We start from the raw sequence: 23668 nt of genomic DNA on the forward strand, positions 1-23668 counted from the left end.
TTTTTTTATATCAACTTTTTTGTATGGATGACTTTGGTCTAGTGTGACCCAAGTCCAATACTTTAAGCTTCAGGTGCTGGGCTGTATTGCTCAACTAAAGGCTTTAACTCACCTTTCTGGAACATATCCAACATAATATCGCTACCACCAATCAACTCACCGTTAATCCACAATTGTGGGAAAGTTGGCCAGTTGGCAATTTTTGGCAAAGTGGTACGAATATCCTGATTTTCTAAAATATTCACATAAGCAAAAGGACGACCAATTTGACTGAGTGCTTCTACTGCGCGCGCAGAAAAACCGCATTGTGGAAATTGTGGTGTGCCTTTCATGTAAAGAAGAACAGCATGTTTAGCAATTTGTTCACGAATTAACGCTTCGGTATCGCGTACTTGTTCAGTCATTGGTAAATCCTCAACTCATCTGTGTGGCATTATACCCAAAACCGAGCAAAACAGTGCGTCTAAAGCAATAAATCCAATTTTATTTACAATTAGGCTTTTCATCTGCAGTAGATTTTGCTTATATAAGTTTTTCCCTCCAACCTAACAGATAAGAGTTAGTCATGAATAACATTACCCTTGCTCCTGTGCAAACTGATCAACCATCACATTTGATGCCTGTATTTGGCCGTCAGCCGATCAGCTTTGTCCGCGGTCGAGGTTCTTATCTTTATACTGAAGATGGCACAGAATATTTAGATGCACTTACAGGCATTGCCGTATGTGGTTTAGGTCACGCACACCCTGCAATTACCGAAGCCATTGCAGATCAGGCGGCTACCTTAATTCACACCAGTAACTTGTTTGAAGTGCCGTGGCAGACTGCTGCTGCACAAAAATTGGCGCAAGTTGCTGGCATGGAAGAAGTGTTTTTTTCAAACAGTGGCGCAGAGTCTAACGAAGGTGCAATTAAAATTGCACGTAAATTCGGTCATATGCAAGGCGTAGCCAATCCTAAAATTATTGTTGCAGATCACTCTTTCCACGGTCGTACTTTGGCTACCCTGTCTGCAACTGGCAATAAAAAAGTTCAGGAAGGTTTTGCACCTTTGGTTGAAGGCTTTATTCGTGTGCCTTTTGGTGATGTCGAAGCCATTGAAGAAGCTGCGATTCAGCATCCTGATATTGTGGCTATTTTAGTCGAGCCGATTCAGGGTGAAGGCGGTGTGAATACTGCACCACAAGGCTTTAGCTACCTAGAAGACATCCGCCGTATTTGTAATCAACACAACTGGCTGATGATGCTGGATGAAGTACAAACAGGAAATGGTCGTACAGGTAAATTCTTTGCTTATCAGCACACCAATATTGTGCCTGATGTATTGACTACAGCGAAAGGTTTGGGCAATGGCTTCCCAATTGGTGCAGTCATGACTCAAGGTCGTGGTGTGGGCGTTCTTACTGCTGGTAATCATGGCTCAACCTACAGTGGTACTGCGTTAGGTTCACGCGTGGTTTACACTGTTATTGACACCATCCAGAAAGAAAACTTGGTAGAAAATGCAGCAAAAATGGGTGGCTACATTGTGGAACAATTGCGTCAACAACTCGCAGACCAAAATGTAAGCGTGCGTGGTTTTGGCTTGATGATTGGTATTGAATTACCAAAACCATGTGCAGAGTTGGTCGATATTGCCCGCGATGAATACAAAATGATTATTAACGTAACTGCAGGTTCTGTAGTGCGTTTATTGCCAACATTAAATATTACTCAAGCCCAGGCAGATCAATTGATTGAACGCCTTGTAGCAATGATTAAAAAATTCTTGGCTTAAATAAATCCCTAACAAAAAGCCGCAGTTTGAACTGCGGCTTTTTGCTAACTAAATGGTCGATCAGTATATTATCAACATTCAATTAAGATGCTTCTTGAAACACTCGCCCACCCGGCAATTAAGAAAAATATTGTTTTAAGGCTTCCAAACAACGATGTACTTTCATCGGTTGTTGCTCATGTTTGGAAATGATTGCATACAAGGTAAATGCGGGTAATTTCCACTCAGGCAAAATTTCAACCAAACTGCCATTAAGCAAATCTTTTTGAATATCCAAATGCAAAATTCGCGCAAGCCCATGCCCTTGCATACACAAAGATTTAGACACCAACACATTATTGGTCGATAGACGCGAGCCCAACTCTACATCCACATTTTCAGCAGTGCTGATATGCTTAAAATTGAGTTGCTGAAAATTCTTCATAATGGTTAATGGAATTAACTCGTGATGTTTTAAATCTTCAGGACGTGAAATGGGCGCGGTTTGATTTAAATAACTAGGTGATGCGACTAAAACTTGGTCAATAAGTGCAATAGGAATCACATGCTGGTTTTGATCTTCAATTATTGGACTCATACGCAGCGCAATATCAATACGACCATCAATCAGGTCAATGTATTGATTGTCGGTTTCTAGATGTACAGACAAGCCACGATGGGCAGACAGCCAATGAGAAAGTGCGGGAATCACATGGTTCGCGGCTAATTCTGGAGTGGTGGCAATTCTTAAATCACCGACCAAATCATCTCTTAACTCATTAATGCGTATTTTACCACGCTCAGCAGCGGCGAGCATTTCTTGACAACTGTGGAAAAAAGCTTGTCCTGCTTCAGTCAAACTCAGTTTTCTAGTAGAACGATGCAGAAGCGTGACTTCCATATCTTGTTCTAATGAACGGATTTGCTGACTGACAGCGCTGGTGGTGATCCCTAAATCACGTGCTGCACCGCTAAACGAGCTTTTTTCAACAACACAAGCAAATACACCCATTGCTCGAAGTTGATCTAACATAAATTCCCTCTGAAATTATAATCGTTGCCCTCATCTATCGATAAAAGCAACTTATTGTATTATACGGTGAAATTTATGCTTTGTATTCGTGATATTTAATTTATTGGTAAAACATTAGTTGGATTGATTGGCTTGCCATCTAGACGTACCTGAAACTCCAACATGGTACGTGTTGCACCAGAAGAACCCATTTCAGCAATCTTTTGACCCGCTGTGACATTTTGACCACTGCTCACATTCATCTTACTGTTATGTGCATAGGCGGTGATATAACCATCAATGTGCTTGATTAAAATCAAGTTCCCATATTCTTTTAATCCATCTGCAGCATAAACCACCTGCCCATCTGCTGCGGCATAAATTGGATCGCCCACATTGCCACCGTAACGAATTCCTTTGATATTACTTGCCAAATTAAACTGTGCAATCACAGCACCTTGTGATGGTTTCACCCAGCGCAATGTGCTGCTACGCACAGGTGTACTTGGTGTGGTTGAGCTAGTGGTCGTGGTTGTAGTCGATGTTACCGGTGCAGGTGTCACAGGTGTCGTTGGTAATGTGACTGTTTGACGTTGAATTGGTGCAGCCTGTGTTACAGGGCGAGTGCTTGTTGTACGTGGTGCATTGCCCGCTTTCAAACGAATCGACTGCCCGACATAAATACGATACGGCGGTGCAATATCATTCATTTCTGCAATGCTGAGATAGCTCAAACCATAACGTGCAGCGATACCACTTAAAGTATCACCCGAACGCACAGTATAAAAATTCGGCGCTGTTGCATAACGCGCAGAATTATTCACTTGAGGTTTAGAGGCACAACCACTCAACACGACGGTAGCCACAACAGCACTTGATAACACTAAGGTTTTCAACAATGCTGTTGGTGTGCTAAATAAACGATACTGAAACACCACAGGCATTCTTTCCTCTCTACAAATTCTAAATATTTTCTATTGCGCTAAGAGTAGCAAAAAAGTCCTTGTAATGAGGCTTACAAGCTACTTTTTCACAAAGTTATAACATTAGTTAGCCAATTTGGGAAAATTGACTGTGCAATGATTGCAAAACGTCATAATTGGTGGCATCCATCTGAATTGGTGTCACGCTGACATAGCCATTTGCTACCGCAAAAAAATCAGACTCAATTTCTGTTAAGCCTTTTTTCGGTGCAGCCACTGCCTCGCCCGACAAACCAATCCAATACACTTGACGCCCTCGTGGATCGACCTGACTAGTAATTGGCTTAGATTGGGTACGCTGTCCTTGATAGGTAATTTTTGTGCCCTGCAACACTGGCACATCTGGAATATTCACATTAAAAATATGTCGTGCAGGTAAACTTGGTAAACCTTGAGCAATAAAGTCATGTACCCACTGCGCTGCCTGCATATAATCTTGCGGATGCTGATAAGCACGTACATTATGCCCTGCAAGTGATACCGCAATCGCAGGCTGTTTCATCAAACGTCCTTCAAATGCCGCACCGACTGTGCCTGAGTACAGTACATCATCCCCTAGATTTGCACCGCTGTTAATGCCGCTGACCACCAAATCAAATTCGAAATCGAACAATCCATTCATCGACAAATAGACACAGTCTGCAGGTGTACCATTCACTGCCCTGACATCTTCAGCAATTTGCACAGGACGTAATGGTCGGTCTAAAGTCAGCGCACTCGAAAAACCACTGCGTTCACTTTCGGGTGCAACAATCACCACGCGACCCAAAGGTTTTAAGGCTTTCGCCAAAGCTTGGATACCAGGTGCAAACACGCCATCATCATTGGCTATCAAAATATTCACAGAAAAATCTCAGATAAAACAAATATAAAGGTTATATACTAAAATATAGCAACGTCGGTTCAATCTTAAACTTGTTTGTGCCTGATTCATGCCTAAGCACATTTAATAAGCACACGACAACAAAATGACTGATCAGCACATTTCATTGAAATATACAAAAGATTATATATATTTAGCGCTTAACATCCATCCAAAAATATATGTGATTCTCATGATTTTAGCTTTGTCATTTCGTCGTTTATTGGGTCTAGGTTTTGCTGCTGTATTAACGCAGTCTGTAATTGCAGAAGATTTGACTGCAGCAGAAGCCAATACGATTGTGAAAGAAGATGTTGCAGCGGCACAAGTCATGACTGAAATGTGCCCTGCACTGATTGGAAAAAATGCAAAATTAGATGCCAATATTCAAGCACTGATTCAAACTTATCTACAAGATTATTCAGAATCGAACATGACGCTTGCCAAACTACAAGCCGACGCAGAATATCAATCCGTTTTAGCTGAAGCGCGTGAAGCAGCAAAAGATACAGCCAAAGAAGAGCAAAAAGTAGTGTGTCAGGAAGCTTTAGAATTAGCACTTTAAATCACATGATTTAAATACTATTTTGAGCCTGTAAATAATTTTGCATACTCACCCTTTAAGGCAAACTTTCAAAGTTTGCCTTAAATTTTATGCTTAGTTTTTATATCTGGTATTTTTCCACTATTATTTTACGCTTTATATCAAGCCACTGATTTTCAAATTTCAGACTTTAATCTTCACTTTTTATACATGATTTGCGCTCAGATCACACAGCTTTAATACATTTTCACTCTTTCAATTCGCAAATAAATGATTCATCTTATAAGCACTTAAATGAATCGGTAGATTCAGTTCAAACAATATTTAAGGTACTTGATATGCAATTTTCTGGCTTAAAAAATTCACGTGCAGTTCATTTTTTTGGCGCAGTTGCGCTCAGTTTGGGTTTAAGTCAAGCCGCAATTGCGCAAGAAGAAAATATTGAAGTGACGCCATTACAACAAGTGACTCAGCAAGAATTAGCCGCTATTTATGTGTTATCTGAAGTTTGCCCTTCACTAGTCAAAGAACAAGATCAATTTCATCAGGGTTATACAAAACTTGCCCAAGAATATATGCCTAAAGAAAAAGACGCTGTTACTGCCTTAAGTAAACTCAGCAAACAAAAAAGCTTCCAGCCAATTTTAAAAGAAGCCCGTGCCGATGCCAAAGCTGCTGGAACAGCCAAAAACCAAGCAATTTGCCAAGAATTGACAGCATATAGCAGATAATACAATTTGGTTACAATACTTTTATCAATAAGCCGATTTCTCCCATAGAAGTCGGCTGAGCTTTGCCCTAAAATGCTAGCTCTTTTGTGCATACCTCAAGTATTGGAACCTCTTAGAATGACCCCAAAAAGCGCCCTTGCTGCATTATTACTATTACCAAGCTTTTCTTATGCAGCAACTGTCTTAGCTACACCACCAGAACTCAATAACAAATCATACGTTTTGATGGATTATGAGACGGGACAAATTTTAGCTTCAAAAAATGAAAACGAAAAACTCGCCCCTGCCTCAATGACCAAAATGATGACTAGTTTCATCATTGAACAAAAGTTATTAAAAGGCGAACTCACGGAAGATGAACAAGTCCGCATGAATGAGTCTGCATGGTGTCGTGGCAGCAGCACAGAATCATGTATGTATGTTCCTTTAAATGGCACAGCAACCGTACTTGAAATGCTACGCGGAATTATCGTGCAATCGGGCAACGATGCATCTAAAGCCATGGCAGAGCACATTGCAGGTAATGAAGGCACATTCGTTCACATGATGAATGAAGAAGCCAAACGTATTGGCATGAGCAATACCCAGTTTATGAACTCTACGGGTATGCCTGCTGAAGGTCACTTTTCTACCGCAAAAGATATGGCGACTTTAGCGCAGCACATCATCCATGACAGCTCAAAATACTACCCAATTTATTCTGAAAAAGAGTTTTCTTTTAATGGAATTAAACAAGGCAACCGTAATGCCCTGTTATATACCGACCCAAGCGTGGATGGTTTAAAAACAGGTCATACCAACGAAGCGGGTTACTGCTTAACCACTTCATCTAAACGTGGCCCAATGCGTTTAATTTCGGTGATTTTTGGTGCGCCAACCATGCAAGCTCGTGCAACTCAAACTCGTGAATTGTTAGCTTGGGGTTATGCAAACTACGAAACTGTACGTGTACAGCCTGCCAACCAAGTCTTAGCTAAAGCAAAAGTATGGTACGGTAAAAGCAAAGAAGCACAAATTGGTTTGCCAGAAAACTTTAACGTGACCATGCCAAAAGGCAAAGCCAACCAAATTAAAACTCAATTGGTGGTTCAACCTAAATTGACTGCTCCTTTGAAAAAAGGTCAAGTGATTGGTAAATATGTCGCAACCTTAGATGGTAAAGTGATTGCTGAAAAACCATTGGTGGCGTTGCAGGAAGTGGAAGAAGCGGGTTTCTTTGCACGTATGCTAGACCATATCAAACAATTCTTTAGCAACTTATTCTAAGATTCATAAGCTTAGACTAAAGCGCAAAGCACACATGCCCGCATGTGTGCTTTTTTATTTTATACTGTCCTCAATCCTAAATTTATAAGCTAAAGATTTGTCCATCATGAAAAAAAATGTGCGTGCTTATTTAGAGCAAACCCCAAAAATTGACGCAAGCTGTTATGTAGATGAATTGTCGGTGGTGATTGGTGATGTGCATTTGGCCGCAAATGTATCGGTTTGGCCATTTGCCGTGATTCGTGGTGATGTTAACCATATTCGGATTGGTCAAAATTCCAATGTGCAAGATCATGCCATGCTGCATGTTAGCCATAAAAAAGCCGACAAACCTGAAGGTTCACCGCTGATTATTGGCGAAGATGTCACAGTTGGACATGGTGTGACCTTACACGGCTGCACCATTGGCAATCGGGTGTTATTGGGCATCAACACAATTGTTTTGGATGATGTCATTATTGAAGATGATGTAATGATTGGCGCAGGGTCTTTAGTGCCACCGCGTAAGCGTTTGGAAAGTGGATATTTGTACGTGGGTAGCCCTGTGCAAAAAGTTCGTCCTTTAACCGACAAGGAAAAAGAGTTTTTGCCTTATTCTGCACGGCACTATGTAAAAGTGGCGGGGAATTATCAATAATCCACCCCTCAAAGTTCTTTTTGATTGTTGTAATTTGAGGGATTACACGTTCTGCACCGTTAATTTTAAACTCAGTGTATGAATGACATGATTAATCTTATCAAATCGAGAGGCTGAATCTTGACTTAGAGTTTTATACAAAGCTTTACGGTCAATATCTGCCTCTTTTTCTATTTGTGCAATAGCTTTGACTTTGGCAACAACACCTAGCGCAAATGAGATCACATCCAGCATCACCAAATGAATCAAAGAACAAAGTACCCCTCACATCTTCCCACAACTACACAAACCTACATTTACAGTTTTAAAGAAATCCCCTTTCAACATAGCCACATCCCCCTAAATTTTGTAGAATATGCGTTTTACCCCATGGTGCTTTTCAATGACCGCTTGGACTGCTCACGTTACTGTCGCCACCGTTATCGAAAAAAACGGAAAATTCCTGTTTGTTGAAGAACGTACAGAAGGTGTGACGCATAGCGTGTTTAATCAGCCTGCAGGGCATGTTGAAGCTGGCGAAAGCTTAATTGAAGCAGCAATACGTGAAACCATGGAAGAAACTGGGCATCGGGTGAAAATTAATGCCTTACTCGGTATTTATAGCTATACTCCGCCTATGTTTCCTGACCGCACCTATTATCGCTTCTGCTTTCTAGCCGAATCGCTGCAACATGATGCGCAAGCCCAGCTCGATCCCGATATTATTGGTACAGTATGGATGTCTGCAGACGAACTGGCTGAATCAGCACGTGCCCGAAGTCCGTTGGTACTGAAAGCGGTTCAAGATGCGCTCAGTGGTCAATCTTATCCTTTATCGCTCATTTACGAGCACCAAAATTCTCCCCTTATTTCTAGTTTGGATGCCTAATCCTATGCAACAACGTGTCATCGTCGGTATGTCAGGTGGTGTAGATTCATCTGTTTCTGCTGCACTTCTACTTCAACAAGGTTATCAGGTTGAAGGGCTTTTCATGAAAAACTGGGAAGAAGATGACGGCACTGAATATTGCACCGCGATGGAAGATCTTGCCGATGCGCAAGCGGTGTGCGACAAGCTAGGCATTAAGTTGCATACAGCCAACTTTGCGATGGAATATTGGGATCGGGTTTTTGAGCATTTTCTTGCCGAATATGCCGCAGGACGCACGCCAAACCCAGATATTTTATGCAATAAAGAAATTAAGTTCCGTGCCTTTTTAGATCACGCCATGAATTTAGGCGCAGATTTTATCGCCACAGGTCACTACGCTCGTCGTGGTGGAACGCAGTACAACTCCAAAGGTGAAGCATACGCTCCACTGTTACGTGGTTTAGATAAAAATAAAGATCAAACCTATTTCTTACATGCAGTGCATGGTCGTGAAATCAATAAAACCTTGTTCCCTGTGGGCGAAATTGAAAAGCCGCAAGTCCGAAAAATTGCCGAAGAACTAGATTTAGTCACTGCCAAGAAAAAAGACTCGACAGGGATTTGCTTTATTGGTGAACGTCGCTTTAATGATTTCTTAAAACAATATTTGCCTGCTCAAGCTGGAAAAATTGTTTTAGACGATGGCAAAGAGGTTGGTGAACATCACGGCTTAATGTACTATACGCTCGGTCAGCGTGGCGGGATTGGTATTGGCGGCTTAAAAGGTGTTGCTGAAGGTGCATGGTTTGTCCTGCATAAAGATATTGAAAACAATCGTTTAGTGATTGGTCAAGGTCATGAACATCCACTCATGCAAAGCACTATTTTATGGAGCGAAGCAATTGATTGGGTGGCAGGTGAACAAGAAATTCCAGCGTCAGGCTTCCGTTGTACTTGTCGCACTCGCTATCGCCAAGATGATCAGGACTGTGTAATTTTCAATGATGACAGCATGCCTGGCGGTGTACGTGTGGAATTTGATGAACCACAACGTGCAGTCACTCCTGGTCAAAGTGTCGTATTCTATTCAGGCGAAATGTGTTTAGGCGGTGGTGTGATTCACCATACCAATGCCCCTAAACCCGATTTTATTTAAGGATTGTTTTGGATGACAGAGTTACCGTTTCAACAGTCACCAACTCTGAATGTTCGCCAAAATCGTGCCTTGGCGTTAGCGGGTGTGTTTCAAGCCACCCAGCTCACGCACATGACTGCACTCACAGGCAGACAAAGTATTGGTGAAAGCGGTAACTTTTATTTTGAGCAATTAATTAAAGCCAGTTTAAATATCCGTCCAAGTAGCAATCACAGTTCGCAAACTTTGGATTTTTTTAATCATTTGGCCGATATTTCTTTGGGTTTAAAAACGCTAGAAAGCAGCATCAACCAACCTTTTAATACTGCTCCTAAATCGCGTTTACCTAAACTATCCAATACCAAACTACCCATGTCGTATGCGATGGCACTCTTACAATTAGAAAAGAAAGTGTATAGCAATCCTAAATACGTCGAAATTATTGAGCAGTCACAGCAAAAAATCTTAAAACAACTTTCATTTTTTGATCATAACTATTTGCATCCCAGTATTATTGCCAATTTAGCCCAAACCTATGTCGATACTGCGGGACAAATTAACCCGCGCATTATGGTACGTGGCAATGCAGAAGCATTTAAGGATTCTGCACATACCAACCGAATTCGAGCTTCGCTTTTTACAGGCTTACAAATGGCACACCTTTGGCGTCAACTTGGTGGCAGTTCATGGGGCATGGTATTTAGCAAACGTAAATTATTACGTGATATTCAAGATCTGGCGCGTTTACAGTATCAGGTGGTTTAAACCATGCTGAACACGCTTTTGTTTTAGGTTTAATTCCAAAGTTTAAGGAATCGATATGAACGCTTTAACCGCACTTTCTCCATTAGATGGGCGCTATGCAAGCAAATGTGATGCTCTCCGCCCTTTCCTCTCTGAGTTTGGTTTAATCCATGCTCGTGTGACTGTTGAAGTGCGTTGGTTACAAGCGCTTGCCAATCGTCCTGAAATTACCGAAGTACCTGCTTTCAGTGCTGCAACGAATGCTGCATTAGATGCAATTGTTGCAGATTTCTCTGAAGATGATGCCAATCGCATTAAAGAAATTGAACGCACCACCAACCATGACGTAAAAGCAGTTGAATATTTCTTAAAAGAAAAAATTGCCAACATTGATGAGTTAAAAAATGCAGGTGAGTTCATTCACTTTGCTTGTACTTCAGAAGACATCAACAACTTGTCACATGCTTTAATGCTTAAAAATGGTCGTGAAGTATTGGTTGCAGCCATGCAGCAAATCATTGATTCGATTGTTGCATTGGCAGAAAAACACGCAGATCAACCAATGTTGTCACGTACTCACGGTCAAACTGCAAGCCCAACAACTTTGGGTAAAGAAATGGCAAACGTGGCATATCGTCTTGCACGTCAAATCAAACAGTTCAAGCAAGTTGAGCTTTTGGGCAAAATCAATGGTGCAGTAGGTAACTACAACGCTCACCTTTCTGCATACCCAGAAATCAACTGGCCTGCACATTCTCAAGCATTTGTAGAATCTTTAGGTTTAAGCTTTAACCCATACACGACTCAAATTGAGCCACACGACTATATGGCAGAATTGTTTGATGCGCTACGTCGTTTCAACACCATTCTAATCGACTTCAACCGTGACGTTTGGGGCTACATCTCACTTGGTTTCTTCAAGCAAAAACTGAAAGAAGGTGAAGTTGGTTCTTCAACCATGCCGCACAAAGTAAACCCAATTGACTTTGAAAACTCTGAAGGTAACTTGGGTATCGCCAATGCAGTCTTGGCTCACTTAGGCGAAAAATTACCAATCTCTCGCTGGCAACGTGACTTAACTGACTCGACTGTATTGCGTAATATGGGTGTTGGTTTTGCACAAAGCTTGATCGCATTTGAAGCTTGCTCTAAAGGTATTGGCAAACTTGAATTGAACGCACAACGTATTCTTGAAGATTTAGACAATGCTCAAGAAGTATTGGCTGAGCCAATTCAAACTGTGATGCGTCGTTATAACATCGAAAAACCATACGAAAAATTAAAAGCTCTTACACGTGGTCAAGCTATGACACGTGACATGATGCTAGATTTCGTGAATGGTAATGAGTTGGAAGGCGTTCCTGCAGCAGATCGCGCACGTTTAGCGACAATGACGCCTGCAACTTACACAGGTAATGCAGCTGAACAAGCAAAACAAATTCAAGATTTAATTGCTAAAATCTAATTTGTAAAAGCATTCATCACAATACAAAAATGCGAAGCTTCGGCTTCGCATTTTTATTAGAATAAAACAAATCTTCCAACTTAAACATCACATGCAAAATCAATTCCGCATTCAACATTACTGTGCTTTAGGCTTGGTTATACTCGCCATGCTTGCTGCCAGTATTCAACCACTGGAATTTGAATCGTATCTACTGCATCAGGCAGGCACAGTTTTTATGCTCGCGGCTTTATTGATTGCATTTAAAAAAGTAGGACTGAGTTTTTCTAGCTTTGTGCTGTATTTAATATTTTTACTGATTCATATTGTCGGAGCACATTATCTGTATTCTTATGTGCCCTATAATGATTGGATTTTGCACAGCTTTGGCTTCAATTTAGATCAGAGCATGGGTTGGTCACGCAATATGTATGACCGTTTTGTGCATTTGGCTTATGGTATTTTGCTCTATCCTGTTTTATTGCGCTTGTTTGAAGTCTGGTTTCCAAAAAACAAACCTATCGTTTTATATCTTTTGGTCATTCAATTTATCATGGCAAGCAGTTTAATTTATGAATGGGTGGAATGGCTCATTGCGCTTGGCTTATCGCCAGAAGATGCTGAAAATTATAATGGTCAGCAAGGTGATATTTGGGATGCACACATGGATATGCTTTTAGCAACGATAGGAGCAATGCTGATGGGATGCTTCTACTTGATCAAGAAACCCTAACAGGATGCCTCTTTCGTACTAAATCCAAATTTATTGCCAATACCACCACCAGAAGCCAGCTAAACTTGCGACTGAAATCATCCAGATCAACACCGTTAATACTGCAGGTTTACCTGAACCCCAAAACATGGTTTTGGCAAGCCATTTTTTAAACAATACGCTGCTTAAAGTTAAGCTCGCTAAATGCACCAATACCGCAGCTAAGAATAAATTTGCTGCAAATTCATGTAGCTCTTTTAAAGTATGACTTTGGGTATAATCGGTGAAAAATCCAACCAACACAGTTAAAGGCAATGCCAACCAAATCAACAAAATACTGAATTGAAACGCACTGGAACTGCCTGACTTTAAAAACGGTAATGAAAAAAACTGCTGTGGCTGTTTCCAATCGCGTTTTACAAATTGTTGAATCATGCCTAAACGTTTAGAAATTCCTGTCGGCTGTGTGCTGTTCAACATACTCAACACCTGCCATACGATTCGTAAAGCTAAACTAATCCCCAACGTATAGCCAAAAGCCATATGTAACTGATGCCATTCTTCCGCATCACCTGTTAAGTAAGCCCCTGTAAAACTTAGCAGCATCACCACATGCAAAAAGCGAATCATTAAATCTGTAGATGTTGATTGCTTCGCGGGCACACTATTTGTTTGCATATTCAATCTATCAAGGTGGTTTTGTTCTTATCACAAAGATATAACATCAAGCTGAATTGAAAATTAAGATGCTTAAATCAAAGACCCTATATTTTTGAATAAAAGTGAATAAAAAAATTGCGCTCAATTGAGCGCAATTTTTAGATAAATTTTAGAAGTTAGATCATCACTATTACAGTTTAGGATCACGGATTTGCAACAAACTGCTGTTGGCTTTGCTTAGGCTATCAACCAGTTTATTCATCACTGCAGGAATCAAACTGTCTGCCATTTGTGCAGCTTGCAAACCCAGTTTTTCACCCAAAGTTGGCTTTTTACGGGTTTGAATCACATAAATATCATGCTGTGGCAACAAACTTAGTAAGTATTCATCTGAGGTTTGTAACTTATCTACCAAGTTTAAATCCAGTGCATCCTGACCATACCAATGCTCACCTGTTGCCACTTTTTCAACATTCAGTTGTGGACGGTATTTTTCGACAAAGTGTTTAAATAGTACATGAGTTTGTTGCAATTCTTCTTCAAACTTAGCCTTGCCTTCTTCGGTATTTTCACCAAACATGGTCACAGTGCGTTTGTATTGACCTGCTGTGTACATCTCAAAATCTATATTTTTTTCTTTGAGCAAGCGATTAAAGTTAGGCACTTGTGCCACTACGCCAATAGAACCCAAAATCGCAAATGGCGCTGACACAATTTCTGAACCAATACATGCCATCATATAGCCACCACTTGCTGCGACTTTATCGACGCAAATCGTGAGATGGAAACCTGCATCACGCAAACGTACCAATTGTGCAGCTGCAAGCCCATAACCATGCACCATACCGCCTGGACTTTCCAAACGTACCACAACACGGTCACGTCCAGCTTTGGCCGTTGCCAAAATTAGGGTGATTTCTTCACGCAATTGCTCTACAGCAGACGCAGCAGTATCACCTTTAAAATCCAACACATAAATTTTTTGATTGTTCTTTTTACGGGCGCGCGCTTCACGTGCCATTTGTTGTGAAAGTTGTAATAGCTCGAGTTTAGATGCCGTGGTTTGCGCAATTTTTTTTCGTTGTTCATTAATTCGCGCATTCAAATGACTAATCCGAATTTCGGCAGGTAGTTTAGGTAAATGAAATAACATAAAAATGAGTTCTCAATTTAATTCGGTTTATTAGGACTACATTAGGTCAATTTCGACTTTTTCAATACTTTTTCTATCTTAAAGCAGCTTCTTTTTGAATCAATCGTAAATATCGTTTAGAAATCTGCCGAACAGCCATTAAACGTACAGCAAACCAAATTTGCCCCTGATAGCAAATCCCAATAATAAGTGCGTTGATCGGCCACCAACCAAACAGTAGAAAACTACCTCTACGCTCATGATCTGAAGGTGTAAGCATTGAATAGAAACACACTAAACCTACGCAGAAACACATTACGCAAAGAAATTCACCTACTGCACTGTGCAAGAACGGTAACTTATTTTTTTGTTGTGCTTTTACATAGCGATAAAACTTAAATTTAGCATTGGCATCAATATAGTCTCGCCAAGCCTGCCGAAAATGGGGATCACTTGCTTGCTGCTGTACCCTAAAATAAACAACAAGCACTATCACACCTGAAACTATCACAAATTGATCATACAACCAACGATGATAATTGCTCATATTGGGGCTTTGAGAAGTTGGAAACCACCCATCATGGTTAAAAAACGTTGCCAATAAAATACTCAGCAAAACCAAAAGTGCTGCTATCGTCTCTGCACTATGTTGAAATCCAAACAAGGCATCGATTATTTTTTTCGTGGCTTGGCGTGCTGGTTTTGCCTGTTGTCGTTCTTCTTGTGAAGGAAACTGCATTTTTTATTTTCGCTGCGCGTACAAAACAATCAATACTATAACAAAAAAACAGAATCCTAAGATTCTGTTTTAATAGCTTTCAGGACTTAAGCAGATTAACCAAAACGACCTGTAATATATGCTTCTGTTAATTGATGGTCTGGCTGAGTAAATACTTTTTCAGTTGCATTCACTTCAATCAAATCACCTAAATGGAAGTATGCGGTACGGTCAGATACACGCGCTGCCTGTTGCATTGAGTGCGTTACAATCGCAATCGTATATTGAGTAGAAAGTTCAGAAATTAGCTCTTCTACTTTTGCCGTTGCAATTGGGTCAAGTGCCGAACATGGTTCATCCATCAAAATTACTTCTGGACTTACCGCAATGGTACGCGCAATACAAAGACGTTGTTGCTGACCACCAGAAAGACCTGTGCCTGGTTGATTCAAACGATCTTTCACTTCATCCCACAAACCTGCTTTACGCAAGCTGTTTTCTACAATTTCTTCTAAATCGTACTTATCACGTGCTAAACCATGCAGTTTAGGGCCATAGGCTACGTTTTCAAAAATTGATTTTGGGAATGGGTTTGGTTTCTGGAACACCATGCCCACTTGTGCACGCAATAACACCACGTCTAAGTTCGGATCGTAAATATCTTGGTTATCCAACATTACTTTACCCGTCACACGACAGCTATCAATCGTGTCGTTCATACGGTTTAAAGTACGCAAGAAAGTCGATTTACCACAACCCGATGGACCAATAAATGCAATCACTTCATTTTCATAGATATTTAAATCAATACCTTTGATGGCTTCAGACTCACCATAATACACATGCACGTCATTGGTGCTTAACTTTACATTTGAAGATTTCGCTTCTTTTTTGCTTGAAGTTTGCGTATCAAATTGTGAAACAAACGAAGTCGATGATTGCTTCTGTTCTACATCGGTAGATGTAAATTGGCTTTGTTGTGGATTCACTTGCTTATCCTGTTCTAAGGAATTCTGTTTTTCTGTGCTTGCTACAGCATTCATATTCTCTGCCCTCAATTACCAGCGTACTTCAAACTTCTTACGTAACCAAATTGCAAGGCTGTTTAAGCCAATCATTAGCGCAAGTAGTACGATAATGGCTGCAGCGGTACGTCCCTCGAAGAAGTTACGCAATTCATTACCCTGCCATAAGAAAATTTGCACAGGTAACGCAGTAGATTGATCAAGTGGAGTTGCTGGTACACTGGCAACGAAAGCACTCATACCAATTAATAACAATGGTGCGGTTTCACCTAAAGCTTGTGCGACACCAATAATTGCACCCGTTAAAATACCCGGCAATGCAAGTGGGAGTACGTGGTGGAACACAGTTTGTAAACGAGAAGCACCCAAACCTAAAGCAGCTTGACGAATAGACGGTGGCACTGCTTTTAATGATGCTCGCGTGGTAATAATCACGGTTGGTAAAGTCATTAAACTCAGTACCAAACCACCGACCAATGGTGCAGACAATGGTAAATGCATCCAACCAATAAAGATCGCAGCACCCAACAAACCAAATACAATAGAAGGTACAGCGGCCAAGTTATTGATGTTCACTTCAATAATATCAGTAATCGCATTTTTTGGCGCAAATTCTTCTAAGTAAATTGCTGATGCAACACCAATTGGAATCGAAATAAAGATCACAATCAGCATCATGAATAATGAACCCATGAATGCACCTGCCAAACCAGAAGTCGCTGGAGAACTACGTGAGTCTGGGCTAACAAAAATATTGGTATTGAAAGTACTTTCAATAATACCTTGTGATTCGAGCTGATCTGCCAATTGACGTACTTCAGGGCTTAATTGTTGCTGCTCATCTGGTAAGCTGCGGTCAATCTTGCCTTCTAGCCATACATCGACGTTGGCATCTGCAAGCACTTTCACTTCTTTGGTTTGGCCAATTAAAGAAGGATCTGCCAAGACCATGTCACGAAGACGGTATGCTTCAGAACTGGTATATAAGTAACCAAGATCATCACGCTTAGCTTCTAGCGCTTTGTCTTTCGCTACAATACCATTCACAATTAAAGCATCCCAATCGACCATACCCATTTCGGTTTGCCACGCAATCATACGGTCTTCGTATTGTGCTGGTGACTCGCCTGCAATCGCCTTAGGTTTTGGACCTGCATTGACAATCGCTGGATCGAAGTAAATTGGAAGGCTCATGCTGCTTTGCCAGAACGCAGGCAAACCTTTAGATAAGATACTGCCGAATAACAATACGACAAAGAATAAACCTGCAATAACTGCCGAGAAACCCATCAAGCGGAAGGTTTTTTCCTTACGATGACGCTTACCCAATGAACTGGCGATGGTTTTTTTACGTTGTTCACGTAATTCGGCAGCAGCTTGTGGATCTAACTGATCCAAAGACGATGTATTTGAAGTACTCATTAGTCGTATTGCTCACGATATTTACGCACGATGTATAGTGCAACAATGTTCAAACCTAAGGTAATCACGAACAGGGTCAAACCAAGTGCGAAAGCAACCAATGCCTGCGGACTTGCGAAATCTGTATCACCTGTTAATTGGTTCACAATCGTAATCGTAACCGTAGATACCGCTTCTAATGGGTTTGCGTGTAGTAAAGGACTATTACCTGCAGCCAACACCACAATCATGGTTTCGCCAATTGCACGTGACGCAGCAAGTAAGAATGCACCAATCACCCCTGGTAATGCAGCTGGCATCACCACGCGACGAATGGTTTCAGATTTGGTTGCACCTAAGCCTAAAGAACCATCACGCAGCGCACGCGGCACTTGCGTAATAATGTCATCAGACAATGAAGATACAAAAGGAATAATCATGATGCCCATCACTAAACCAGCGGTTAATGCACTCGTGGCATTAATATCTAGTCCAATGATTGCACCCGCAGTTTTAAGGAACGGGCCGATGATCATCATGGCAAATACACCGTACACAATGGTCGGAATACCTGCTAAAACTTCAATGGTCGGCTTTGCCCATGCACGGAATTTAGGCGATGCATATTCTGCAAGGTAAATGGCGATCATTAAACCAATAGGTACTGCAACTAATAAAGCAATACCACTCACCATCAATGTGCCCCACAGTAATGGAAGTAAACCATAACTGCCATCTGCACTACCCGAGGTGCTAAAACCAGGGTTCCAGACTGTACCAAAGAAGAAATCCAGTGGGCTAACGAAACTAAAGAATCGCATCGCTTCACTGAACATGGACATCACAATACCAACCGTAGTTAGAATCGCAACACCAGAACATAATGCCAAAGAAATGTTGATGATTTTTTCAACTTGGTTACGTGCGCGGAATTGTTGTGAAACACGTTTCTTTGCCCACAGCAAACCAAATAAGGCCGCACAGATCACCACCGCAAGTTTGGCATAAGAACCAATGGTTTCAATTTTCGCTAATTGCTCTGCCGCTGCAACTTCGTATGCAGCAGGTGTATCACTTACACCAAAACCAGATGCAATGGCTTGTACGCGATCAACCAAAACACTTGTACTTGCAGGGTCTAGGCTTGCAGCAATGTGCGCTGGCACATTATTAATTACCACTTGCTCTAGAATACTTGGTTCAACCAAGTTCCAAACAATCAAAATTAAAAAAGCAGGAATACCACACCATAATGCTACCAACGCGCCATAATATCCTGGGCGTGAATGTAACATTGCAGAGTTATTTCCCTTACCTGCTAGGTTACGGCTCTTGCTTAACCCGATTTGATAGGCTACGGCGATAATCGCCAATAACACACCTATGAGTAGCAGATTCATGTATTCTCCACTGTTTTTTCAATTTGTGTTTTTGAAAAAACATTTCTTAGCAAAAAGCCGATGGCAGGTTGTTCCCTGCCATCAGCTGCTTTAACTCAAATTACTTAACCGCTTTACCAGCTTTGAAGTTAGCAAGAACTTGTGCACGCTCTTTGTCAGACATAGAGATCAAACCTGCTTTGTCTAATTTAGAACCTTTACCAGATACTTTCTTGCTCAAGAAGTATTCAGTAAATTGCGGTAAACCTTTGATTGATTTAAGGTGCTCACCTTTCACGTAGAAGAACAATGGACGTGATACAGGGTAAGAACCATTTAAAATTGTGTTTTCAGATGGCGCTACGTTGTTTACAGTTGCAACACGTAAACGGTCACGGTTTTGGTCATAGAAACCTAAGCCGAATACACCTACTGCGCTTGGAGAAGTTTTCAAACGTGCCAGTGTTTCTGTGTAGTCACCCGCGATTTCGATTACACGACCATCCTTACGGAAAGTAGTACACGCTTTCTTTTGCGCATCTTTGTCTAATGCTTTGATTGCAGCATAAGCTTCACAGCCTGCATCAACCATTTTCTCTTGGAACACTTCACGTGTACCGTGGTTAGACGCTGGAATTACAAGTGTAATAGGCTCGTTTGGAAGTGTTTTGTCAATTTGGTTCCAACGTGTATATGGGTTAGCAACCATTTTACCTTTAGATGGTAATTGAGCTGCAATTGCTGCATATACATGGTAAGGCTTTAATTTGTAAGCCGCTTTGTTTGCGTTAGAAGCAAATACGATACCGTCGTAACCAATTTTAATTTCTAAAACTTGGTTTACGCCTGCTTTTTTACAAGCAGCTAATTCTGAATCTTTAATTTTACGAGATGAGTTCGCGATGTCGATTGTGTTATCACCCACACCTGTACAGAACTGCTTCAAACCACCTGAAGAACCGCCTGAACCAACAACTGGAGTTTTGAATTGTGGGAAAGTATTACCAAATTCTTCTGCTACAATACTTGCGTATGGTAGAACGGTTGAAGAACCCGCGATTTGGATGGTGTCACGAGCTGCGTTAGCAGTTGTTACAGCTGCTGCAGATACGGCTAAAGCAATGGCGATGTTAGTAAAGCGCATTCTGTTCTCTCTCATAGTATGCAAGTTCGGAGTACGTCACTTGTTATTAAGTTTTGTACTTATTTCGATAACTGCATTGTGGTTTTATAATATGACAACCATGTTACAGCTTTGTTACGCTTTGGTTATATTTGCTTTTCGTATCTGAAATAATTTTTAAATGATTTAAAATCAATAACTAATAAAACACTAGAGTGCTTATTTTTTTTCAGTATTTAAATTTCAAATTGTAATAATTCATGCCAATGTCATCAATTATTTATGGTTTTTTCTACCAAAATTGATGGTTTATTCGCCAATTGCGTAATTTTTATGACATCCGCAGTGCATTATTTGAGCCCAAAACACCCAATCCATCACAAAATTCAAGCAAGAACGGTACAACACTTCACTGCAATATTTTTAATCAGACACAAAAAAAGCCACCGTAGTGACTTCTTTTGTTGTATTTCATAACAATCTGAATAATGAAAGCATTAGTCGATTGGTGGCGTATAAGTACCCGCGACAATCGCATCTTTAATGCGATCTGCTTCTGCCAATACTAGGCCTAACAAGTTTTTCACGTTTTCAAGTGTTGCCACTGGACTTAAAGTCGTCATCTTCAATGATTGAACATTACCGACTTTAGTTACACCAATATTGGCCTCACCACGTGCAAATAATTCATCTGCCACGTTTTGGTTCAAGCTATCCAAGAACTCTGCAGGATAACCTTCAGGCACAACACGGAACAACACTGAAGCAAATTGTGGTTCAACCAACAATTCTAAACCTGGAGTCGCTTTAATATAATCAGCAACGTCACGGGTTAGCTTCACACCATGATCAATCATAGAACCGTAAAGCTCTTCACCTAATGCTTCAATCGTCATCCAAAGTTTCAACGCATCAAAACGACGCGTTGTTTGCAATGACTTAGACACCAAGTTTGGTACGCCATGTTCTTCATCATAAGCAGAGTTCAAATATTCTGCTTCATAGTGCATGAAACGATAGTTCGCTTCATCTTTTAGCAAAAACGCACCACACGAGATTGTTTGGAAATAATGCTTATGGAAATCCAGTGTTACAGAGTCTGATAACTCAATACCATCAAGCATGTCACGATGACTGTTAGAAAGAATTAATGCACCACCCCAAGCTGCGTCAATGTGCATCCACGCGCCATATTGATTAGTGATGTCACGAATCTTTTTAAGCGGATCAATCGCGCCTGCATCGGTTGTACCTGCAGTCGCAACCACACACGCAACGATCTTACCTTCAGATTTTAAATGCGCCATGGTTTGCTCAAGTGCAACCACGTCCATTTGTGCATTTTCATTAACAGGTACAGTAACAACCGATTGGAAGCCCATACCCATCATCGCCATGTTCTTTTGCACAGAGAAGTGTGCATTTTCAGAACAAATGACTTTCACATTACGCATTGCATCGCTTGGAATACCATCGCGCTGAACAGACCACGGATTACCGTTTTCATCTTTCCAGTTCTTTGCAATACACGCATCACGCGCCAATAACACACCCATCAAGTTAGACTGCGTACCACCTGAAGTGAACACGCCCGCTTGACCTGCACCATAGCCAACTTTTTGACGTAACCAGTCAATTAGTTGTACTTCCATCAATGAACCTGCAGGGCTTTGATCCCAAGAGTCCATAGATTGGTTGGTTGCGTTAATGAGAACTTCTGCAATTTGGCTTGCCACCATAGTTGGACAATGCAAATGTGCCAAAGAATGTGGATGATGAACTTTTAAACTTTTGTTTAAGAAAAGCTCAACCATGCGTTCCAATGACTTTTGTACACCCAAACCTTGTTTTGCAGGCTGGAAAGAAATCGCTTCACGCAATTCTTTAATGCTGCCGCCTGTGTACATTTTGTCATTTTGCAACCATGCCGCGACTGCTTGAGTCGCTTGTTCCATTGCTGCACTGTAGTCAGCAATGGATTGAGCATCATTGCAGAGTAACGCTTTACGATGTTCTGCAAAATCTACCATAAACTTATGCGCCTCGAACTGCGACTAACGCTTCAGCAACTGCTTTCTTGAAGCGAGCGATGACTTCTACACACTCTTCTTGAGTAATGATGAGTGGACAAAGTAAACGGATTACCGTACCACCACGACCACCTTTCTCAAGCAACAATTTGTTGTCAAAACATGCAGCTTGAACAGCAGCAGCCAATTGAGAGTCTGCTGGATAAGCACCTAAACGGTCTTTTTCTTGGCGTTCATCTACAATTTCGATACCAATCATTAAACCGCGACCACGCACGTTACCAATACATGGGAATTCAACAGCTAATTTTTTCAATTCAGCTTGTAAGAACTCACCACGCTCTTGCGCATTTTGTGCAAGGTTTTGTTCTTTAATGGTTTTAAGCACCACAAGACCAGTACCCATTGCCAATTGGTTACCACGGAAAGTACCCGTGTGACCTGCAGGCTGCCATGCGTCAAACTTACGTTTAATTGCAAGTACAGCCAATGGCAAACCACCACCAACAGCTTTAGACATTACAATCACGTCTGGCTCAATACCTGCATGTTCAAATGCAAACATTTTGCCTGAACGTGCAAAGCCCGCTTGAACTTCGTCTAAAATTAAAACGATGTTGTGCTTTTCAGTCACTTCGCGGATTTTTTTCAACCATTTAATTGGTGCAGTTACTACACCGCCTTCACCTTGAATTGCTTCAAGAATCACAGCTGCAGGCTTAGTTACACCGCTTTCTACATCTTCAATGAAGTTTTCAAAATAATACGTTAAAGCATCTACACCCGCTTCACCGCCAATACCAAGTGGGCAGCGGTATTCATGCGGATATGGCATAAATTGAACACCAGGCATTAAACCATTGACTGCGTTTTTTGCAGACAAGTTACCTGTCATCGCCAATGAACCATGAGTCATACCATGATAGCCACCTGAGAAGCTGATGACTGAGCTACGACCTGTATAGGTTTTTGCAAGTTTGATTGCCGCTTCTGTGCCATCTGCACCTGTAGGACCACAGAACTGCAAGCAGTATTCTTCTTGACCACCAGGCATGTGTGAAAGTAACGCTTCAGTAAAAGCATCTTTCAAAGGTGTCGTTAAATCTAGGGTATGTAATGGCAAACCACTCGCTAAAGTGTCTTGGATGCTTTGAACCACCGCAGGATGGTTATGGCCCAATGCCAAGGTTCCTGCCCCAGCCAAACAATCTAGGTACTCAGTACCTTCAACATCGGTAACCCAACAACCCAGTGCTTTCGCTATCGCTAACGGTAATTTACGAGGATAACTACGCACATTCGATTCCATCTGACTTTGGCGAGTCAAGTAGTATTCGTTTGTGGAATGGTTGGCAGGGTTTACAGAAGTAACGCTCATATCGAATTACCATCTCTGATATGGGTTGAAAGAAATAAGTCTGGTGACTTGCGGTCCTTTGACTCGGTGCTTTTTTGATCTAGCGAGATAGAGTTTTGTTCTTCAAGACTAGGAAGCGGGATAATACCTAATTTTTCTAGAAAATA

General features: G+C 41.2%; 24 protein-coding genes. 10 read left to right on the forward strand and 14 right to left on the reverse strand.

Annotated elements, in window-relative coordinates:
• Nucleotides 1-62: 62 nt before the first annotated feature.
• Nucleotides 63-404, reverse strand: coding sequence for a Grx4 family monothiol glutaredoxin (gene grxD, locus FTU35_RS04025; RefSeq protein ID WP_019837647.1), 342 nt, complete (start codon nucleotides 402-404; stop codon nucleotides 63-65).
• Between the two features lie 161 nt (nucleotides 405-565).
• Between grxD and FTU35_RS04030 the strand changes: the two genes are divergently transcribed.
• Nucleotides 566-1777, forward strand: a complete 1212-nt coding sequence (locus FTU35_RS04030; RefSeq protein WP_131261143.1) for an aspartate aminotransferase family protein — start codon at nucleotides 566-568, stop codon at nucleotides 1775-1777.
• A 118-nt stretch (nucleotides 1778-1895) separates the two neighbouring features.
• Here the strand turns inward: FTU35_RS04030 and FTU35_RS04035 are convergent, their stop codons facing one another.
• The 3 genes from FTU35_RS04035 to surE all read right to left on the reverse strand — a co-directional run bounded on the left by FTU35_RS04035 (nucleotide 1896) and on the right by surE (nucleotide 4595).
• A complete protein-coding gene (locus FTU35_RS04035) occupies nucleotides 1896-2789 on the reverse strand; it encodes a LysR family transcriptional regulator (protein ID WP_180064517.1) in 894 nt (297 codons plus the stop codon).
• 95 nt (nucleotides 2790-2884) lie between these two features.
• The gene (locus FTU35_RS04040) at nucleotides 2885-3712 is read right to left on the reverse strand and encodes a peptidoglycan DD-metalloendopeptidase family protein (protein ID WP_096901076.1); all 828 of its coding nucleotides are present in this window, start codon (nucleotides 3710-3712) and stop codon (nucleotides 2885-2887) included.
• 106 nt (nucleotides 3713-3818) lie between these two features.
• On the reverse strand, nucleotides 3819-4595 hold the full coding sequence (gene surE, locus FTU35_RS04045; RefSeq protein WP_180064518.1) for a 5'/3'-nucleotidase SurE: 777 nt from the start codon (nucleotides 4593-4595) through the stop codon (nucleotides 3819-3821).
• A 211-nt stretch (nucleotides 4596-4806) separates the two neighbouring features.
• Between surE and FTU35_RS04050 the strand changes: the two genes are divergently transcribed.
• The 4 genes from FTU35_RS04050 to FTU35_RS04065 all read left to right on the forward strand — a co-directional run bounded on the left by FTU35_RS04050 (nucleotide 4807) and on the right by FTU35_RS04065 (nucleotide 7791).
• Nucleotides 4807-5178, forward strand: coding sequence for an MCR_0457 family protein (locus FTU35_RS04050; RefSeq protein WP_026438310.1), 372 nt, complete (start codon nucleotides 4807-4809; stop codon nucleotides 5176-5178).
• 317 nt (nucleotides 5179-5495) lie between these two features.
• A complete protein-coding gene (locus FTU35_RS04055; protein ID WP_004971644.1) occupies nucleotides 5496-5888 on the forward strand; it encodes an MCR_0457 family protein in 393 nt (130 codons plus the stop codon).
• A gap of 117 nt (nucleotides 5889-6005) precedes the next feature.
• A complete protein-coding gene (gene dacC, locus FTU35_RS04060; RefSeq protein ID WP_004971646.1) occupies nucleotides 6006-7154 on the forward strand; it encodes a D-alanyl-D-alanine carboxypeptidase PBP5/6 in 1149 nt (382 codons plus the stop codon).
• Nucleotides 7155-7260: 106 nt separating this feature from the next.
• Entirely contained in the window at nucleotides 7261-7791 is a 531-nt protein-coding gene (locus FTU35_RS04065) for a gamma carbonic anhydrase family protein (RefSeq protein ID WP_004971648.1), read from the forward strand.
• Between the two features lie 42 nt (nucleotides 7792-7833).
• Here the strand turns inward: FTU35_RS04065 and FTU35_RS04070 are convergent, their stop codons facing one another.
• Nucleotides 7834-8040, reverse strand: a complete 207-nt coding sequence (locus tag FTU35_RS04070; RefSeq protein ID WP_104851773.1) for a DNA-binding protein — start codon at nucleotides 8038-8040, stop codon at nucleotides 7834-7836.
• Nucleotides 8041-8173: 133 nt separating this feature from the next.
• On the opposite strand from FTU35_RS04070, the gene FTU35_RS04075 reads away from it, so the two are divergent.
• From FTU35_RS04075 to FTU35_RS04095, 5 genes are all read left to right on the forward strand, one after another.
• Nucleotides 8174-8659 (forward strand): NUDIX hydrolase, encoded by a 486-nt coding sequence (locus FTU35_RS04075; protein ID WP_179991209.1) that lies wholly within the window; start codon nucleotides 8174-8176, stop codon nucleotides 8657-8659.
• A gap of 4 nt (nucleotides 8660-8663) precedes the next feature.
• Nucleotides 8664-9797, forward strand: coding sequence for a tRNA 2-thiouridine(34) synthase MnmA (gene mnmA / locus FTU35_RS04080; protein ID WP_096901081.1), 1134 nt, complete (start codon nucleotides 8664-8666; stop codon nucleotides 9795-9797).
• A 12-nt stretch (nucleotides 9798-9809) separates the two neighbouring features.
• Nucleotides 9810-10541, forward strand: a complete 732-nt coding sequence (gene hflD / locus FTU35_RS04085) for a high frequency lysogenization protein HflD (protein ID WP_004971659.1) — start codon at nucleotides 9810-9812, stop codon at nucleotides 10539-10541.
• A gap of 55 nt (nucleotides 10542-10596) precedes the next feature.
• Entirely contained in the window at nucleotides 10597-11985 is a 1389-nt protein-coding gene (gene purB, locus FTU35_RS04090) for an adenylosuccinate lyase (protein ID WP_004971661.1), read from the forward strand.
• A gap of 91 nt (nucleotides 11986-12076) precedes the next feature.
• A complete protein-coding gene (locus tag FTU35_RS04095; RefSeq protein ID WP_004971662.1) occupies nucleotides 12077-12697 on the forward strand; it encodes a DUF2238 domain-containing protein in 621 nt (206 codons plus the stop codon).
• Between the two features lie 30 nt (nucleotides 12698-12727).
• Here FTU35_RS04095 and FTU35_RS04100 read toward each other — a convergent pair whose 3' ends face one another.
• The 9 genes from FTU35_RS04100 to FTU35_RS04140 all read right to left on the reverse strand — a co-directional run bounded on the left by FTU35_RS04100 (nucleotide 12728) and on the right by FTU35_RS04140 (nucleotide 23522).
• The gene (locus FTU35_RS04100) at nucleotides 12728-13354 is read right to left on the reverse strand and encodes a cytochrome b/b6 domain-containing protein (RefSeq protein WP_004971665.1); all 627 of its coding nucleotides are present in this window, start codon (nucleotides 13352-13354) and stop codon (nucleotides 12728-12730) included.
• Nucleotides 13355-13526: 172 nt separating this feature from the next.
• Nucleotides 13527-14489 (reverse strand): protease SohB, encoded by a 963-nt coding sequence (sohB, locus tag FTU35_RS04105; RefSeq protein WP_004971667.1) that lies wholly within the window; start codon nucleotides 14487-14489, stop codon nucleotides 13527-13529.
• Nucleotides 14490-14562: 73 nt separating this feature from the next.
• Nucleotides 14563-15207, reverse strand: a complete 645-nt coding sequence (locus FTU35_RS04110; RefSeq protein WP_004971669.1) for a hypothetical protein — start codon at nucleotides 15205-15207, stop codon at nucleotides 14563-14565.
• A 95-nt stretch (nucleotides 15208-15302) separates the two neighbouring features.
• Nucleotides 15303-16229 carry a phosphate ABC transporter ATP-binding protein PstB gene (gene pstB / locus FTU35_RS04115; protein ID WP_004971671.1) on the reverse strand — a complete coding sequence of 309 codons (927 nt, stop codon included), beginning with the start codon at nucleotides 16227-16229 and terminating at the stop codon, nucleotides 15303-15305.
• Nucleotides 16230-16244: 15 nt separating this feature from the next.
• A complete protein-coding gene (gene pstA, locus FTU35_RS04120; protein WP_167845916.1) occupies nucleotides 16245-17633 on the reverse strand; it encodes a phosphate ABC transporter permease PstA in 1389 nt (462 codons plus the stop codon).
• Nucleotides 17633-19012: a phosphate ABC transporter permease subunit PstC gene (pstC, locus tag FTU35_RS04125; RefSeq protein ID WP_004971674.1), complete on the reverse strand. Its 1380-nt coding sequence runs from the start codon at nucleotides 19010-19012 to the stop codon at nucleotides 17633-17635. Before pstC ends, pstA begins: the two co-directional genes overlap by 1 nt.
• 100 nt (nucleotides 19013-19112) lie before the next feature.
• Nucleotides 19113-20135 carry a substrate-binding domain-containing protein gene (locus FTU35_RS04130; protein ID WP_096901088.1) on the reverse strand — a complete coding sequence of 341 codons (1023 nt, stop codon included), beginning with the start codon at nucleotides 20133-20135 and terminating at the stop codon, nucleotides 19113-19115.
• A gap of 476 nt (nucleotides 20136-20611) precedes the next feature.
• Entirely contained in the window at nucleotides 20612-22144 is a 1533-nt protein-coding gene (locus tag FTU35_RS04135; RefSeq protein ID WP_167845913.1) for an aspartate aminotransferase family protein, read from the reverse strand.
• Between the two features lie 4 nt (nucleotides 22145-22148).
• Nucleotides 22149-23522: a diaminobutyrate--2-oxoglutarate transaminase gene (locus tag FTU35_RS04140; protein WP_004971681.1), complete on the reverse strand. Its 1374-nt coding sequence runs from the start codon at nucleotides 23520-23522 to the stop codon at nucleotides 22149-22151.
• Nucleotides 23523-23668 lie beyond the last annotated feature (146 nt).

The organism is Acinetobacter sp. YH12095 (genome assembly GCF_013419245.1).
Taxonomy (GTDB): Bacteria; Pseudomonadota; Gammaproteobacteria; order Pseudomonadales; family Moraxellaceae; genus Acinetobacter; species Acinetobacter towneri.